This window comes from Thermostichus sp. MS-CIW-37, assembly GCF_054060065.1.
In genome coordinates this window covers 46,847-62,228 of the sequence record NZ_JBSSCV010000010.1, presented here as the reverse complement: position 1 = coordinate 62,228, position 15,382 = coordinate 46,847, and the positions used below count along the sequence as shown (strand labels likewise).

Sequence of the window (15,382 nt, the reverse complement as noted above, 5' to 3'; positions counted from 1 at the left end):
TCTTTTACATTCACCGTTGCAGATCGGGGATCGCTGTAACGTATGGATATGAACTTAAGTTAACAGTGCGTTCCCCTGTAACCCAGTTGGGGGCCTCTAAAAGGAGTACGATCCTATGCTGCCGAGTGGCTCCAAAAATTCCGATAGGCCAGCGGCACAGTCAGAGCCCAGCGATTCGGTCTCCGACCCGCCGACGCAAACGGCTCCTTGTCCAGTAGGTGCTGCCGATCTTTCCCCGGCACGGCCAAAGGCAACTGCTCCCTACGTGGTGTTGCACGGCCATTTTTATCAGCCGCCTCGGGAGGATCCCTGCCTCAACCGCATTCAGCGACAGCCGAGCGCCAGCCCCTTTCACGACTGGAACGAACGCATTTTGGCGGAATGTTACCGCCCCAACGCCTTTGCCCGCGTTCTGGATGACCAGGGAAGGGTGGTGCGTATTGTCAACAACTATGAATTCCTGAGTTTTAACTTCGGCCCCACTCTCCTCTCTTGGTTAGAGGAGCATGACATTGAAGTTTACCAACGCATTTTGGCCGGCGACCGTCTCAGCGCCGAGCGGCTTGAGGGTCATGGCAATGCCATTGCCCAAGTGTACAACCACGTCATCCTGCCCCTGGCCAACGAGCGAGACAAGTACACCCAGATCCGCTGGGGAATTGCCGATTTCCAACACCGCTTCGGGCGCCATCCCCAGGGCATGTGGCTGGCCGAAACCGCTATCGATGCAGCAACGGTCACAGCCTTGGTTGAGTGTGGGATCCGCTTCGTCATTTTGGCCCCCAGCCAAGCGCAGCGCATTCGCCCCTTGGGACAAACCGAGTGGATCGATGTCAGCCAAGGCCAGATCGATCCCCGCCGGCCCTACCGCTGCTTTACCCCCGACCGGGAGGGGTACTTGGATATTTTCTTTTTCGATGGCCCCATTTCCCGTGACTTGGGCTTTGGGGATATCGTTTACAGTACTTATTCGCTGGCGGAGCGGATCCGTTCCGCTCTGCGCTCGGACAAAGAGGGGGAAGCCTATCTGGTCAACTGTGCCACCGATGGCGAGACTTTTGGCCACCACAAGCGGGGTGTAGAACGCACACTGGCCTATGCCTTTTGCGAGGAATTTCCCCGCCGGGGCTGGCAGGTGGGCAACTACAGCCATTTTCTCAGCCAACATCCCCCCACTTGGGAGGTGCAACTGAAACCGGTCACCGCCTGGAGCTGCGCCCACGGGGTAGGACGGTGGTCGCGAGACTGTGGCTGCGGAGCGGTGGGGGGATGGCACCAACGCTGGCGGCAACCGCTGCGGGAGGCCCTCAACTGGCTGCGGGATCAGCTGGCCGAGATCTACGAGACAGAAGCCAGAGCCTACCTGCGGGATCCCTGGCTGGCGCGGGATCGTTACATCGAGGTGATTTTGGATCGGGAGCGCTGTGATGCCTTTTTGCAGGAGCACCAAAGCCACCGCCTCACCGCCGAAGATCGGGTGCAAGTGCTGCGCCTGTTGGAGATGCAGCGCTACAGCCAGTTGATGTTCACCAGTTGTGGCTGGTTTTTCGAGGAGCTATCCCGTCCTGAAGGGGTGCAGATCCTGCGTTACGCGGCACGGGCTATCCAGTTGGCAGCAGCAGTGGCGGATGTCAACCTAGAAGAGGAGTTTTTGCAGCGCCTGAGCAAGGCCCCCAGCAACCTCGACCTCTACAGAGACGGCAAGGGGGTCTATTGCGCCTTGGTGCGCCCCAGCTTGATCAGCCCGCAACGGCTGGTGGCTCAGCACGCCATGTTTTCCCTGTTTAACGGGATCCCCCGTTCCCAAGGATATGTGCTGGATCAAGTGGATCAAGAGCGCCTGACGATAGGCGGGTCGACACTGGCTATCGGGCGGGTGAAGCTCACTTTTCCCACCACCCGCGAAGAGCACGATCTAATCTACGCCGTGCTCCACCTCGGCGGCTGGGACTTTCAATGTGGCGTCAAGCCGTTTGCTGGGCGGCGCATCTACGAGCAGATAAAAGCGCGGCTGCTGGCCGGATCCCACAGTCGGATACAGATGATCCTGACCCTGCAAGACCTATTTGGGCCGGAAACCTTCGACTTGAACGCCCTCGACGACGAAGATCGGCAGCAGATGATGCGCTGGCTCACTCAAGATACCCTAGACCGCCTGGCCCAGCTCTACCGCCAAACCTACCTGGACAATTACGGGGTCTTGATGGCCTTTCGGGCCGACGGCCTGCCGATCCCGGAAGAGTTGTTGGCTGCCGCTCAGATCACCCTCAACCAACGCCTGTTGACCAGTTTGCGGGCGATGGAAATGGAAGAGGGCAAGCGGGATCACCTGCTGGAATTGCGGGCAATTGTGCGCGAGGCCGAGCAGTTGGGGTGTCAGTTGCGGCGGGAAGAGGCAGCCCGGGTTCTGGATCGGCTCCTACAGCGGGGGATGTGGCACCTTGCCCACGCTTTTGAGCCGGAGACCTTCGGCGAACAGCTCTACAACCTGGAAGAATGGCTGCAATTGGCTGCAGACCTGCGCCTGCCCATCAACTTGGATCGCCTGCAAGAGCTCTATCTGACAGCGCTGGAGCGTCAAATTGGCCCGCGTTGCCCAGCTTGGCCCCAAGAAGACTGCCGAGACATTTCTGCCGAAAACCTGCACCGCCTCTTACAGGTTGGGCAGCGAATTCGGGTCAACGTCAATGCCTGGCTGCGTCACCTACACCCCCAAAATTAAACCCCCAAGATTAAGTTGAGAGCCCAGTGAACTTTAAAGCCATCGGGATGACAGGATTCGAACCTGCGACCCCTTCGTCCCGAACGAAGTGCGCTACCAAGCTGCGCTACATCCCGACTGACAGGCCCCTTTAACCGCCCGCTGAAGCTCAACAAGTATAGCACGCCGGCTACGGACAATGAGGACAAGGGATCCCCGGCAGAGAAGGGGATCCGATCTGCGCTAAGCTGCAAAAAATCCCCCCTCTCGTCAGCCCAAGTATGAGTCAGTCTAAGGGTTTCCGCAAATCCAAGCCTGAGAAAAAACCGGCCAGCTCCAACACTGCCAAGCGTAAGGAAGCCGCCCAACGGTACGACGAGCTGAAAGCCAAGGGGATGCCGGAGTTCAACATCTTTGCCCGCCGTCGCCAGCCCGCGCCTGGCCAGCCCAACCCTTGGCTGCCGGTGGGATCCCTGGCAGTGGGACGTTCCAGCGCCATTCACCAGGCCATTTTCCAAAACGAGGAAGAACTCAAAAAAGCAGCCGTCAGGCTGTTTCCCCGTCTCGGCAAAGTGAAAGACGAGCTGGAGTTTGGGTTTCGCCTCAAGGACAAGGACTTTCAGGACGAGCCGATCCAGGTGGCGATCCGTCCCCAGCCTTCACCCCTTCAAGTCTGGATGGCCAAAATCCGAGGTTGGTTGGGCCTCTCCGGCAAAGGAACCTCTAAAAAAGGCTAGACTGCCGCAAAGGCTCTGGGCAGCCAGCTCAAAATCAGAGGGTTGACCACCTCTGGGCGCTCGTCGTGGGGGCAATGGCCTGTATTGGGAATGGGCAAGAACTGGTAGTCGATCCCTTTCACGTGGTTTTGAAAGCCGCGACCCCGTTGAATGGGCGTCCAGGGATCCCCCTCTCCCCAGAGCACCAACAGCGGGCAGCGCACCTGAGGCAATAGGGCTTCAGGAGTTGGGCCAGGGGGAGCAGTAAGAATCGAGGCAAACACCTGCTGAGCGCCCACATCACAGGAAGGGGCATAGAGAATCTCCACCAGCTCATCGGTAATGGCGGCGGGGTTACGGTACACCTGCTTGAGAGTTGCGCGGATACGCTGCCGCTGCCGCACCCGATCGAACAAAAACGGCCCCGTCACCGGAGAAGCCGCCAGAGCGGTGAAAACACCCATGAAAAGGCGAAACATCGGGTTGAGCTCATGGGAGCGATGGTTCAACCCCCCGGCGCAGTTGAGCAACACTGCTCCTGCCGTTAACTGGGGATGCCGGGCGGCCATGATCAAGCTGAGCAAGGCACCAATGGAATTGCCGATAAACACAGCAGGCTGCTGAATGTGCTGCTGCCAAAAATCCACCAGCAACTCCGCCCAGAGATCCAAGGTGTAGGGGAGAGCAGGCTTGGCCGAGCCGCCAAACCCCAGCAAATCCAGGGCATAGACCCGGTATCCTGCCGCAGCCAGCACGGGGATGTTGTGCCGCCAATGGCCGATGGAAGCCCCAAATCCATGCACCAAGACCAGCGGGGATCCGGATCCCTGCACCACATAGCGAATGGCATGTCCGCGCCAGCTCCAGACTTGGGGAGCAAAAGGAGCAATGGCCTCAGCCGCAGAACCGGCAGAAGAAGCAGTCAGCACAGCCTGAAAACAGACCCAGTTAAAGATGTAGGTAGAAACTCAGAGCCATCCCTGTTCATCATAGCTTCGGAATGCCTTTGTCTGATACATTTACGCTGAACACTGCTGAGCATTACTGCTCAACGGTGAAGCGATAGCATTCTGTCCGTTTCCGTTGTCGCTACGCGACGCTAACGCGACCGCGTTAGCGGGACGGAGTCCGAACAGAAAGGCGGTATCCCGCAAAGCCCTGAGCATAACACCCAGAGCGCCTTGCCAATCTCGTGGTAGCCTATGGCTGCACTTGGGGCATGTGAACACCTTTGCGCCACCCAACTTAGTGTGGATGTGCCCGCACTTGGTACAGGTTTTGCTGGTGTACGCTTCCGATACTTCCACGACAACCACGTTTTTCTTTTTGGCTTGAAATTTCAGGAACTGCTTGAACCGATAGTGCGCCCAGGTGAGCATCGCCCTCGCCGTCTTGCTACCAAACTTCCTCCCTGCCTTGGCAACCATCTTGGCTGACTCAAAAGTGGGGAGGAATATCAATCGGTAGTTATCCGTTAGGAACGCCGCTACCTTGCGATGGCACTCGTCCACCAAGTTCCTGATTCTCTCCCGCAGACGAAACGCCGCTTGCCGCATTCGCCTACGCTTGGGTCTCGGTGCTTTACTCAGCCTGGACTGCAGATCGTCTAGGTGGTAGCACAGCCGAGTGATTCTGCCGAAGTCCCCTTTGGCAATATCTACAAAACCTCCCGTCTCTACTGCCCTGCCTGCTGCTGCAGTTGCGGGTTCAGGTGCCGCCGAGGTGGGGTTGGGCCGGTCAACATGGGACGAAAGCATGCTGGACTTCTTGGGATCCCCGCCCTTGGCTGGATGGCATAGCACCCGGGGATCAGCTTTCGACCTCATTTCGACCTCATTATTTTGTAGATTTTGTAGCTCGGCTGGGTTGAGCAGAAAGAGCGCTGGGAAGCGCAACCCGTCCAAGGAGGTCGGAGCCGGAAGCCAGTTGGACAGGTTAAGGTGAAGAGACTGTTAAGATTCTTATGGTTTTGCTGTTGCCAAGGCAACACCGCACCAACTAACATCTCGCTACACTGCGACGGCTCATGATTCATCCTCTGCTGCAACGGCTGCACCAATCCACCCTGACCCCGCTGCGGGATATCCACTGGACGCCGGAATTGTTCGGAATCCTCTTGGTGTACTTTGTGCAGGGGGCGGTGGGGCTGGCACGGCTGGCCACCAGCTTTTACCTGAAGGATAGCTTGGGCCTCAGCCCGTCTCAGGTGGCGGCGTTGATGGGCGTTGCCATGAGCCCCTGGATCCTCAAGCCCCTCTACGGCCTGCTGTCGGATACCGTACCAGTGGCGGGCTATCGGCGTCGTCCCTACCTCTTGTTGTCAGGGCTTCTGGGGTGTGGGGCTTGGCTGGGGATGGCCCTGTGGGCACCGACGGCTGGTCTGGCCACCCTGTGGATGGTTTTGGGATCCCTGGCGGTGGCGGTAGGGGATGTAATCGTAGATTCGCTGGTGGTGGAGCGGGTACACGGCAGTGACTGGGCGGGGACGGGCACGCTGCAATCTTTGACTTGGGGGGCAACGGCCTTGGGATCCCTGCTCACCGCCTATTTGGGAGGAGCGCTCTTAGCCCATTATCCGCCGCAGGTGGTGTTTGGCCTGACAGCCTTTTTGCCGTTGTTCATCGCTCTGGCAGCTTGGGTTATTGCCGATCAACCGGTGGCGTTGTCCCAGGGCTGGGATCCCTTGCAACAACAGGTGGGGCAGGTGTGGCGGGCGCTGCGGCAACCCAGCATTTTGCTGCCGGTGCTGTTTGTGTTTGTTTGGCAGGCCACTCCCAGCGCCGATGCGGCTCTTTTTTACTTTGTCACCAACGATCTCGGCTTTGGGCCGGAATTTTTGGGTCAGGTGCGCTTGGTTACCAGCATCGCCAGTTTGCTGGGGGTAGGGATCTTCCAGGTGTATCTGCGGCGGATCCCACTGCGGCCCCTGTTCGGCTGGATGACCGTGATCTCGGCAGGGTTGGGCCTGACCAGCCTCATCTTGGTCTATCACCTCAACCGGGATTGGGGTATCGACGATCATTGGTTTAGCTTGGGGGACAGCCTGGTGCTGACGGTGGCAGGACAGATTGCCTTTATGCCGGTGTTGGTCTTGGCCGCCCGCCTCTGCCCCCCTGGGATCGAGGCCACCCTCTTTGCCCTGCTGATGTCGGCCTTTAATTTGGCGGGGTTTCTCTCCCAAGAGCTGGGATCCCTGCTGATGCATGGGCTGGGGGTAACGGAGACCGATTTCAGCCGGCTGGGGCTGCTGCTGATCCTGACCAACCTTTCCACCCTCTTGCCCCTGCCGTTTTTGGGCTGGCTGCCGGAAGAGAGCATGACCCTTGGCGGAGCAGAACTGGAGGCGGAAGCCCATGCCTCTCTGGAATCCTTTTTGCGGGATGTGCGGGCAGAAGAGGCGGAGACAGCCTTGGCGATGGAAGGGGTTTCTCTGGCCGAAACCGACCCGACCTAAAGACTCTGTCTGGCTTTGGGAAAGGCATACAGCCTCGGTATCCAGCCGCTAAGATGGAGGGATGAGCTGGGTAGCCCCCACAACTCACCCGGATCTTTCACTTCAGGAGGGGACCGTGCTTCATCGTAGGATCTATCAACTCAGCCGCGAAGGCAAGGATGTGTGGATCTATCTGCGCGATCAGGGACGCTGGCTGGAACGAGCCAAGATCCTCGATATCGAAGGGGACACCATCCTGGTTCGCTACGAGACAGAAGACGAGGAGGAGATCTGCTCCTGGGAGGAGATGATTCGCCTGGAAAGCATTGGAGCTGTTGCTCAGCGCCTTTCCACCATTCCCAAGGGGATGCTCAGCACGTCAGATTTGCTCACCTCAGAAGACTGCCCTCCGGCTGAATTGCTGCATCCGCCACTGTTGCCTACCGAAGGAGAGGATCATCCCAGCAGCGAGCGCCCCGTGGAGGATTACTACCTGGATCGGGAGGCTCCTGCCGAGCTGCCGGTGCGCTCGAGTGGGGAAGATCTCAAACGGGCGGATCGTGCCCGGCACGATGCTGAAGGCACGGATTGAGTTCTCCGTTTGCCAGAGCGGCGCAGAAGAGCGCTTGACATCCTCAGGTTCAGACGCCAGCTCAGAAGCCTAGAGGTGGATGGCCCGGCCACGGCCAGAAAAGTTCTCTAGAGTTCACCTTGGCAGATGAAGGGGATCCCAAGGACGGGATCTACTTTGCCAGGCCCTCAGTTGTGCAGGGTCGGATGGTCAGTGGGCCGTAGAACTCCTCTTGGCACAGCTCCACCTGAGAGCGGGCAGCCATTAGCAGCAATGACCAGAAGACTTGAATGGGGTGAATGGTCCCGCTGCTGCCGTTTTGATAGCTTTTTTGGCAAAAGTGTTGCTGGAGATCGACAAAGCTGATCTGGGTCAGACCCTGCTGCCAAAGCTGAGCCAGCAGAGATTCCAGCTCGGCGGTGGTTTCCAAAAGGTTTTCCGGGTGGGCTAGCTGAGTGATGGCCGACAGCGCTTGCTGGCGAGAAATCCGTTGGGTCAGCGGCTTTGGGGCAGCTTCGGGCTGGTGTTCCAGCAAGGTTTCCAGCTCTTGCAGGTGGGCGATGAGTTCTTTGAGGGTGACAGGCCGGGTACGTTGGAGACGTGGCGCTGCCCTGGGTTGCAACACGCGATCCAAGTGCGCCAAAGACCAGCTTGGCCAGGGATCCACTTCTACCTCCACCGGGCTGGGCTCACTTTCTTCTGCTTCTGGTTCTGCCAAAGCCATCGCCTTAAGATAGACCAACATGGCAGCGTGGAGCAGGGCTTGTCCCGACTCAGACAGGTCATGGCTGCTGCTGGTGGGAGCCATACGGGCCAGAAAGCGATCGATAACCTCGATGACCTGCACATCCCAGGGATCGATCTCGCCTCGTTCTGCCAAATCAATGAGCAGAGCAATTGCCTCTTCGGTCGGTGAGTAGGCCATAGCACCCCACAGCTCCCTGACCCTTACTGTAGCCCTCAGGCCGGATCCCGGCTATCTCTAGCCATCTCCCATGCCGATCCGAATCCTCTGGCTCAATCGCTGACGTGGTAATATAGAGATCCTGCTCTAGTCGATAGCTGCTAGAGTGGTATCTGCGGGCGGTTAGCACAGTGGTAGCGCACTTCCTTCACACGGAAGGGGTCACAAGTTCGAATCTTGTACCGCCCATACCCGCAAACCTGCTCCTGCAGCGAGCTTCAACAGTCCAAGTCCTTCTCCTGGAGGACAGATACAGGCGGCTAGAAACGACTTTTTCCGCCCCGGGGTCTCCCTGAAGCGCGCCTTAGGGAGAGGGCCAATGGCTATTGAGAACAACAACGGGCAAATCCACCTGGCCTTCCAGCATCTTGGCTGCCGGGCCGGTGGAGAAGGGAGAGAATGGTAGCCTAGTAAGGGATAGGGTTGAGGCCATGCAAGGAGTCCGTCCTGCTGACGTGCTTAGAAACATCCGCTCCATACTCCTGGGCTTGTGGATCTTGAGCCTGCTCGTTCTCCTCATCCAAAACTGGGGATCCCCGGCAAGAGTTGTGGTGGGTGGGCAATCGGGATCCCCGCTTCCTCTATCGTTGGTGCTATTGGCCTCTTATGGGGCAGGGATGGGGCTGGGATTTTTGTATGTAGGCTCCTGGCGATTGCACGACCGGGTGTTCCAGCGACAGGCAATCCGTAAGTTAACTCAGTTGAGCGACCGAGTTCGCTTTTTGGAAGCCCAGCTGATTCCCCCCGACCACTATTTGCCCCAAGATCTGCCGGAGTACGAGCCGGATCCCCAAGCAGGCCGCTATTCCTATTCCAATATCCCGCCGGAACGCATTCGCGATCCCGCTCCTGAGGACGACGATGCGGCAGCAGCTCCCAACTGGCGGATTGTCCAGCGGCCCTACGCCGACGAGGAGGAGGAAGGATGGGATTCCTAAACTGGTGGAAATCGTCTGCCGCTCCTGCGTCTGAGCCCGACCCCCGCCCTGAACCGCGGGGACAGAACAACTATCTGCTCATCGTCCTAGACAGTTGCCGCTTCGACAGCCTGCTGGCGGCCAACCCCAAGCACTTGCTGAAGTTGGGCCCTCTGGAAAAGCGCTGGAGCTACGCTTCCTGGACGGCCCCTGCCCATTACAACCTGCTCATGGGCCTGCTGCCCCACACCAGCCCCATCCACGTTTTTGCGTCCGAGCACTACAAGCAAGATTATCTGCGCTACAACGAGCGGCTCGGCACCCGGCAACCCATTGAGTTCAAGCATCTGCTGCCTCATCTCTATTTGCCGACGCTGCTGAAGCATCAACTGGGCTACACCACCCACGCCATGGTCTCTTTGCCGGTGCTCAACCCCAGCACGCTGCTGAATCGGGATTTCGATTCCTACCGCCTCATGCCCCAGCACAACGATATGGCGGCCATGGTGGAACAGTTGCGCTTCGAGCCGGATCGCCCCAGCTTTTACCTGTTAAACGTGGGCGAAACTCACTATCCCTACGCGCTGCCCGATGAGGATCCCAGCTTGTGGCCCCGCATCTCGGGGGTGAATGGGGTGTTGAAGCGGCTGGATGAAGGAGAAGAGGACGGGATCCCCTTTTTCGATTCGGCCCAGTTGGAAGAGCTACGGCAGCGACAGATCCAGGCGGTGCGCTACCTGGATGGGATCTTTGAACAGCTGTTCGACCTGGTTCCCAAAAACACCTACATCACGGTTACAGCCGATCACGGCGAACTGTTTGGGGAGGGAGGCTACTTCGGCCACGGCCCTATCCACCACGAAAAAGTGCTGGAGGTGCCTTTTATCGAGGGCAAGATTCGCTAGGATGAGGCCCTCACCCCCAGCCCCTCTCCCTGAGGACAAGGGTGGCCATCGATAGCCCAGCAACTGGGCTTACCAGGATTGAGCCTCTGTTTGCCTGCCGGTTAACGCGATCGCCTGAATCGCATGGGCAGAGCCTCTTCCCTTTTGGAGCAGCTAGATCTGCTGGGTCTCCGGCTTGGGCAGGGTAGGATCCCGGCGGGGTTCGCCGTTGGCGCTACTCGGACGGAGCCCTTGCGGGGATCCTTTTACACCGGAACCCAACCCATCTTCGGCGGCCAGGTCGGCAGAGCGGGCGATCTCGTAAAGGCTTTTCACCACACTGCTGAGGGGAATGGCGACGATCACGCCCAGGATGCCCCCCAGTTGCGCCCCCACCAACAGGGCAATCAAGATCCACACTGGATTTAGCCCGATCAGCTCTCCCATCAGGCGGGGGGCGATGACCCGATCCTTCACCTGCTGCACGATCAGGGAAACCAGCACCACTTTAAGGCTGAGCCAAATGTCCTGAAAGGCCAGCAACACCGCCGCCGCCCCAATGCCAATCACCCCCCCCACCAGGGGGATGACCTCCAGCAGGCCGATCAGCAGGCCAAACAGGAGCCCGAAAGGTACCCGCAAAAACCCAAAAACCGGCACCAGCATCAGGGCCATGATGAACCCCAACACCAACTGGCTGATGAGGAAGTTCTGAAAGCTGAGGGCTAGGGCTTCGCCAATGCGCGGCCCCCAAGGTTTGGGGAAGAGGCTGAGCAACCCCTGCCAGAACTGGCCCCCGTAGAGCAGCATGTAGAGGGCCAACACCAGCACCAGCACCAAGTCGATCACCTGGTTGAACGTACCCAGAAGGAGATCCAGGGATTGGCCGGCAATTTTCTCGGCGCTGGCCTGCAGGCGGTTGAGAAGGGTATTGACCAGCTCCGTCTGGCCAAGGTTGATGTTGCGCTCGGCGGCCCAAAGGCTAATCTGGTCGAGCCAATTTTGTAAGGTGTCCACCCACTCTGGGATCCGCGCCCCCAGCTGCACCACTTGCTTGGCCAAGACCGGCACCACGGCGATCCCCACCAAGACCAGCAGCACCACCGAGAGAGCAAAAACCAGGGTGACCGCCAAACCCCGACTGACCCGATAGCGCCGCAGCACCTGCACCGGGTAGTTGAGCAAAAAGGCCAGCACCGCCGCTGTCAGGATGGTGGTGAGCAAATGCCCAAACAGCCGACCCACCTGTATGGCCAGCCAGCCGCTGATGACGATCAAGATCCAGGTGAGCAGCAACCGCTGCAAGGGTGAGAAGCGATTCATGCCGGAGCCATCCCCAAGGGATCCCAAAGCGCTTAAAAACCCAGGATGCTATACCCACTATCCACGTAGATCACCTGGCCGGTAATGCCGCTGGCCAGGTCGCTGGCCAGAAAAGCCGCCACATTGCCCACCTCTATTTGAGTGACATTGCGCCGTAGGGGAGCTTTCTCCTCCACAGCATGCAGCATGGCATGAAAATCGGAAATGGCCGATGAGGCCAAGGTGCGGATTGGGCCGGCAGAAATGGCGTTCACCCGGATCCCGGCAGGGCCCAGCTCGGCAGCCAGGTAGCGGACACAGGTTTCCAGGCCCGCTTTGGTGACGGCAGCCATGTTGTAGTTGGGCACCACTCGCACTCCTCCCAAGTAGGTCAAGGTGAGGACACTGCTGCCGGATCTCAGTAGGGGCTTGGCAGCCCGGCAGAGGGCAATCAGGGAGTAGGTGCTCACATCCATAGCCAGGGCAAACCCCTCCCGCGAGATATCGCTGAAGTTGCCGCTCAGCTCCTCTTTTTTGACATAGGCCAGGCAGTGAACCAGAATATCGACCTGACCCCATTTTTCGGTTACCCCCTGAAACAGATCGCTGATCTGCTGATCGCTTTGCACGTCGCAGGGGAGGAGAAAATCTGGCTGCAAGGGATCCGTGAGTTGCTGAACTTTGGTTTTGAAGCGATCCCGCTCGTCCGGCAGATAGGTAACCCCTAGGCTGGCCCCCGCTTTGTGCAGTTGCTGAGCAATGCCCCAGGCAATGGAGCGCTCGTTGGCAATGCCGGTTACCAAGGCTTTCTTTCCCGTCAGCTGTAGCATGGCAAAAAAAGTAGGGGTGTATTCCTTTCTATCCTCCCACAGGTGGGAGCTGGGGCTGGGAGAAGGGATCCCAGGCACTCCTGAACTCCCGTTAAAAAGGCCCGGCTTCCACAATGAAAGTCCTTTTGGTTGAAAAGGAATATTGTCTGCTGGATCTCCGCAGCCCTGTTACCCGTGCCGAAATCATCGAGCACCCGTGGTCGTTGGAAGATACCTCCCTCAACCGGGCTGATAGGTGGAAGCAACGTGCAGTTCCTTGAGCTGCTTCGCCTCAACGCTGGAAGGAGCGCCGGTGAGCAAACATCGCGCCTGCTGGGTTTTGGGAAAGGCGATGACATCCCGGATGGAATCTTCCCCGGCCAGCAACATCACCAGCCGATCCAGGCCGTAGGCAATGCCGCCGTGGGGCGGGGTGCCATACTCAAAGGCTTCCAACAAAAAGCCAAACTTGTCCCGCGCCTGTTCGGGGGTGAGGCCAATCGCTTGAAAAACCTGCTCCTGAATTTCCCGCTGGTAAATCCGCAGGGATCCCCCTCCTACTTCCACGCCGTTCCACACCAGGTCATAAGCCTGGGCCCGCGCCGTTTTCAGGTCGGCCAAGTCATCGGGGTGGGGGGCGGTAAAGGGGTGGTGCAGGGCTTCCAGGCGATTTTCTTCGGCGTTGAACTCAAACATGGGAAAGTCGGTGATCCAGAGGAGATTCAAGGCGTTCTCTGGGATCAAACCCAGCTCCTGGCCCAGGTGCAGCCGCAGCCGGCCCAAAGACTCGTTCACCACTGCCGCCGGCCCTGCCCCAAACAGCAACAGATCCCCTGGCTTGGCCTGGGTGAGATCCAGCAACCGCTTCTCCTGCTCGGGGCTCAAGCTCTCTTTCAGGGCGCCGATGGTATCGAGGCTGTCGGGCCGCACCCGGATAAAGGCCAAGCCGCCCGCCCCATACTGGGTGACCAGCTTGAACAGATCCCCGCCTGGTTTGATGCGGGTGTTGGAGATCTTTTCATCGCCGCCGGGCACTGGCAGGATTTTGATCAAACCGCCCTCAGCCAGCACTTTGGCGAAGACTTTGAATCGGGATCCCTGAAACACCTCCGAAACATCCACCAACTCCATCCCAAAGCGGGTGTCAGGCTTGTCGGAGCCGTAGCGGGCCATGGCCTCGGCATAGGTCAGGCGCGGGAAGGGACGGGGCAGGTGGATCCCTTTGACAGTTTTGAAGATATGGCAGATCAGTCGCTCGTTGAGCTCCAGGATCCCTTCTTGATCCATGAAGCTCATCTCCATGTCCAACTGGGTGAACTCCGGCTGCCGATCTGCCCGCAGATCCTCATCCCGAAAGCAGCGGGCGATCTGGTAGTAGCGATCCACGCCAGCCACCATCAGCAGCTGCTTAAAGAGCTGGGGCGACTGCGGCAGGGCAAACCACTCGCCGGGGTTGACGCGGCTGGGCACCAGGTAGTCTCTGGCCCCTTCTGGGGTGGAGCGGGTGAGAATGGGAGTTTCCACCTCGACAAAGCCCTCCTCGTCTTCTAGGAAACGGCGGATGGCCTGGATGACCCGGTGGCGCAGTTGCAGGTTACGGGACATGCGCTCCCGCCGCAAATCCAGGTAGCGATAGCGCAGGCGGATCTCTTCTCGCACTTCCTCTGCTTCTTCTCCCGAGACGCTGAAGGGGAGCTGCTTGCCGACTGGACTGAGCACTTCCAACTGTTCGGCGTAGATCTCGACCTCGCCGGTGGCCAGGCGAGGGTTGAAGGAGTCGGGGGGCCGTTGCTGGACAGTTCCCGTTACCCGCACCACATATTCGTTGCGCACTTCCCCCGCCAGTGGATATGACTGCGGAGTTTTCTGCGGATCCGCCACCAGTTGCACAATGCCAGAGCGATCCCGCAAATCCAGAAAGATCACCCCCCCGTGGTCGCGGCGGCGGTCGATCCAGCCGTAGAGGGTGACGGTCTGGCCAATGTGGGCCGGGCGGACTTCGCCACAGTAGAGGGTGCGGGCCGGGCGATGGATGACAGCAGGCATGGAAGAGGTGAGAGAACAAGGGTCTGAGCCCCTATCATACAAAACTCAGACCTCCTGCCTCGACTCAGCTTCTCAAGAGCATTCAGGGGATCCGCCCAGGGCTACCACAATCGTGCAGGTGTTGTGGCGCATCATGGCAACGTAAGTTTCGGCGCCGCTGCCTGGCTCCCCCAAAGAGTCCGAGTACAGTTTCTGTTCGGCTACCTTGACCCCGGCTTCGGTGGCCACCGTTTGGAGGAGAGCGGGGTTGAGGGTGGTCTCAGCAAAGATAGCCGGCACCCGCAGAGCGCGGATCTCCTCCACTAAGCGGGCCACTGTCTGGGCGCTGGGCTGTTCTTCGGTGCTGATCCCCAGCAGGGATCCCCCCATTTTCAGGCCGTAGGCTTGGGTGTAGTAGGCAAAGGCATCGTGAGTGGTCACCAAAACCCGGTTGGGAGGGGGGATGGTCTGAATTTGCTCCCCAATCCAGGCATGAAGCTCCTCCAGCTCTGCTCGATAGGCAGCAGCATTGGTTTGGAAGAAGGTCGCCTCGCCAGGCACCTGTTCCGCCAGCTCTTGGGCGATGCGCTCCACCATGCGGATGACGTTTTCCACATTGCCCCACACGTGGGGGTCGGGAGTGGGGATCCCATCCTCCTCATTGGTGACGATGGGATCGAGGATCTCGGCCAAGGCAACCCGCCGCGCCTGTTGGGCTGTGGCCTCGATGAGGCGCATCAACCCCGGCTCCAGGTTGTAGCCGTTGTAAAACACCAAGTCTGCCCGCTCTAGGGCCATCCCATCCGCCGGTGCCGGCTCGTAGATGTGGGGATCCATTCCCGGCTGCAGCAGGCTGGTGAGCTGGATGCGATCTTGGCCCACCTGCTCTACCCAATCGGCGATCAACGTAGTGGTAGCCACAACGCGGGGACGCGCCCATCCCGAACCGGCCAAGGCCAGAAAACTGCCGTTCCCGTCAGCGAGACAGAGTCCTATTGCCAAGCCGAAGGCCGCTACCCAACGGCGCCGCCCCCAAAGGAAGACAAGACTTTTGATCATC

Annotated in this window: 12 protein-coding genes, 2 tRNA genes and 1 pseudogene; 7 read left to right on the top strand and 8 right to left on the bottom strand. The window is 59.1% G+C overall.

The genetic code is table 11. The annotated features are described in order from the left end of the window. Positions 1–115 precede the first annotated feature (115 nt). Positions 116–2,722, top strand: a complete 2,607-nt coding sequence (locus tag ACVWYZ_RS06400; protein WP_457466545.1) for a DUF3536 domain-containing protein — start codon at positions 116–118, stop codon at positions 2,720–2,722. A 42-nt stretch (positions 2,723–2,764) separates the two neighbouring features. Here the strand turns inward: ACVWYZ_RS06400 and ACVWYZ_RS06395 are convergent. After that, a tRNA-Pro gene (locus ACVWYZ_RS06395) sits at positions 2,765–2,838 on the bottom strand. A gap of 144 nt (positions 2,839–2,982) precedes the next feature. Here ACVWYZ_RS06395 and ACVWYZ_RS06390 point away from each other — a divergent pair. Beyond that, positions 2,983–3,438 carry an HHL1-like protein gene (locus tag ACVWYZ_RS06390; protein WP_457466544.1) on the top strand — a complete coding sequence of 152 codons (456 nt, stop codon included), beginning with the start codon at positions 2,983–2,985 and terminating at the stop codon, positions 3,436–3,438. Here the strand turns inward: ACVWYZ_RS06390 and ACVWYZ_RS06385 are convergent. Beyond that, on the bottom strand, positions 3,435–4,346 hold the full coding sequence (locus ACVWYZ_RS06385; protein ID WP_457466543.1) for an alpha/beta fold hydrolase: 912 nt from the start codon (positions 4,344–4,346) through the stop codon (positions 3,435–3,437). The genes ACVWYZ_RS06390 and ACVWYZ_RS06385 overlap by 4 nt on opposite strands. Before the next feature lie 90 nt (positions 4,347–4,436). Beyond that, positions 4,437–5,087 (bottom strand): annotated as a pseudogene (locus ACVWYZ_RS06380) (zinc ribbon domain-containing protein); the annotation flags it as partial. A 356-nt stretch (positions 5,088–5,443) separates the two neighbouring features. Here ACVWYZ_RS06380 and ACVWYZ_RS06375 point away from each other — a divergent pair. Continuing rightward, positions 5,444–6,871, top strand: coding sequence for a folate/biopterin family MFS transporter (locus tag ACVWYZ_RS06375; protein ID WP_457466542.1), 1,428 nt, complete (start codon positions 5,444–5,446; stop codon positions 6,869–6,871). A 115-nt stretch (positions 6,872–6,986) separates the two neighbouring features. Further along, positions 6,987–7,442, top strand: coding sequence for a DUF6679 family protein (locus ACVWYZ_RS06370; RefSeq protein ID WP_457466541.1), 456 nt, complete (start codon positions 6,987–6,989; stop codon positions 7,440–7,442). 151 nt (positions 7,443–7,593) lie between these two features. Here ACVWYZ_RS06370 and ACVWYZ_RS06365 read toward each other — a convergent pair whose 3' ends face one another. Further along, positions 7,594–8,346, bottom strand: coding sequence for a segregation/condensation protein A (locus tag ACVWYZ_RS06365; protein WP_457466540.1), 753 nt, complete (start codon positions 8,344–8,346; stop codon positions 7,594–7,596). 156 nt (positions 8,347–8,502) lie between these two features. On the opposite strand from ACVWYZ_RS06365, the gene ACVWYZ_RS06360 reads away from it, so the two are divergent. From ACVWYZ_RS06360 to ACVWYZ_RS06350, 3 genes are all read left to right on the top strand, one after another. Beyond that, positions 8,503–8,574 (top strand) — tRNA-Val (locus ACVWYZ_RS06360). Positions 8,575–8,816: 242 nt separating this feature from the next. Continuing rightward, on the top strand, positions 8,817–9,323 hold the full coding sequence (locus ACVWYZ_RS06355) for a hypothetical protein (RefSeq protein ID WP_457466539.1): 507 nt from the start codon (positions 8,817–8,819) through the stop codon (positions 9,321–9,323). Beyond that, on the top strand, positions 9,311–10,207 hold the full coding sequence (locus tag ACVWYZ_RS06350) for a sulfatase-like hydrolase/transferase (protein WP_457466538.1): 897 nt from the start codon (positions 9,311–9,313) through the stop codon (positions 10,205–10,207). The genes ACVWYZ_RS06355 and ACVWYZ_RS06350 overlap by 13 nt, the downstream gene beginning before the upstream one ends. Positions 10,208–10,360: 153 nt before the next feature. Here the strand turns inward: ACVWYZ_RS06350 and ACVWYZ_RS06345 are convergent, their stop codons facing one another. The 4 genes from ACVWYZ_RS06345 to ACVWYZ_RS06330 all read right to left on the bottom strand — a co-directional run bounded on the left by ACVWYZ_RS06345 (position 10,361) and on the right by ACVWYZ_RS06330 (position 15,381). After that, complete coding sequence (locus ACVWYZ_RS06345) at positions 10,361–11,509, bottom strand: AI-2E family transporter (protein WP_414341734.1); 1,149 nt, start codon at positions 11,507–11,509, stop codon at positions 10,361–10,363. A 32-nt stretch (positions 11,510–11,541) separates the two neighbouring features. Continuing rightward, entirely contained in the window at positions 11,542–12,318 is a 777-nt protein-coding gene (gene fabI, locus ACVWYZ_RS06340; RefSeq protein WP_011432788.1) for an enoyl-ACP reductase FabI, read from the bottom strand. A 219-nt stretch (positions 12,319–12,537) separates the two neighbouring features. Beyond that, entirely contained in the window at positions 12,538–14,343 is a 1,806-nt protein-coding gene (aspS, locus tag ACVWYZ_RS06335; protein WP_457466537.1) for an aspartate--tRNA ligase, read from the bottom strand. Between the two features lie 72 nt (positions 14,344–14,415). Then, positions 14,416–15,381, bottom strand: coding sequence for a metal ABC transporter solute-binding protein, Zn/Mn family (locus tag ACVWYZ_RS06330; RefSeq protein WP_457466536.1), 966 nt, complete (start codon positions 15,379–15,381; stop codon positions 14,416–14,418). Between the last annotated feature and the right edge of the window lies 1 nt (position 15,382).

Bases quoted from the DNA above. Each gene is read 5' to 3' on its own strand.
- ACVWYZ_RS06350 (WP_457466538.1), top strand. From the start codon at position 9,311: ATGGGATTCCTAAACTGGTGGAAATCGTCTGCCGCTCCTGCGTCTGAG.
- ACVWYZ_RS06365 (WP_457466540.1), bottom strand. From the start codon at position 8,346: ATGGCCTACTCACCGACCGAAGAGGCAATTGCTCTGCTCATTGATTTG.
- ACVWYZ_RS06355 (WP_457466539.1), top strand. From the start codon at position 8,817: ATGCAAGGAGTCCGTCCTGCTGACGTGCTTAGAAACATCCGCTCCATA.
- ACVWYZ_RS06400 (WP_457466545.1), top strand. From the start codon at position 116: ATGCTGCCGAGTGGCTCCAAAAATTCCGATAGGCCAGCGGCACAGTCA.
- ACVWYZ_RS06375 (WP_457466542.1), top strand. From the start codon at position 5,444: ATGATTCATCCTCTGCTGCAACGGCTGCACCAATCCACCCTGACCCCG.
- aspS (WP_457466537.1), bottom strand. From the start codon at position 14,343: ATGCCTGCTGTCATCCATCGCCCGGCCCGCACCCTCTACTGTGGCGAA.
- ACVWYZ_RS06345 (WP_414341734.1), bottom strand. From the start codon at position 11,509: ATGAATCGCTTCTCACCCTTGCAGCGGTTGCTGCTCACCTGGATCTTG.
- ACVWYZ_RS06390 (WP_457466544.1), top strand. From the start codon at position 2,983: ATGAGTCAGTCTAAGGGTTTCCGCAAATCCAAGCCTGAGAAAAAACCG.
- fabI (WP_011432788.1), bottom strand. From the start codon at position 12,318: ATGCTACAGCTGACGGGAAAGAAAGCCTTGGTAACCGGCATTGCCAAC.
- ACVWYZ_RS06330 (WP_457466536.1), bottom strand. From the start codon at position 15,381: ATGATCAAAAGTCTTGTCTTCCTTTGGGGGCGGCGCCGTTGGGTAGCG.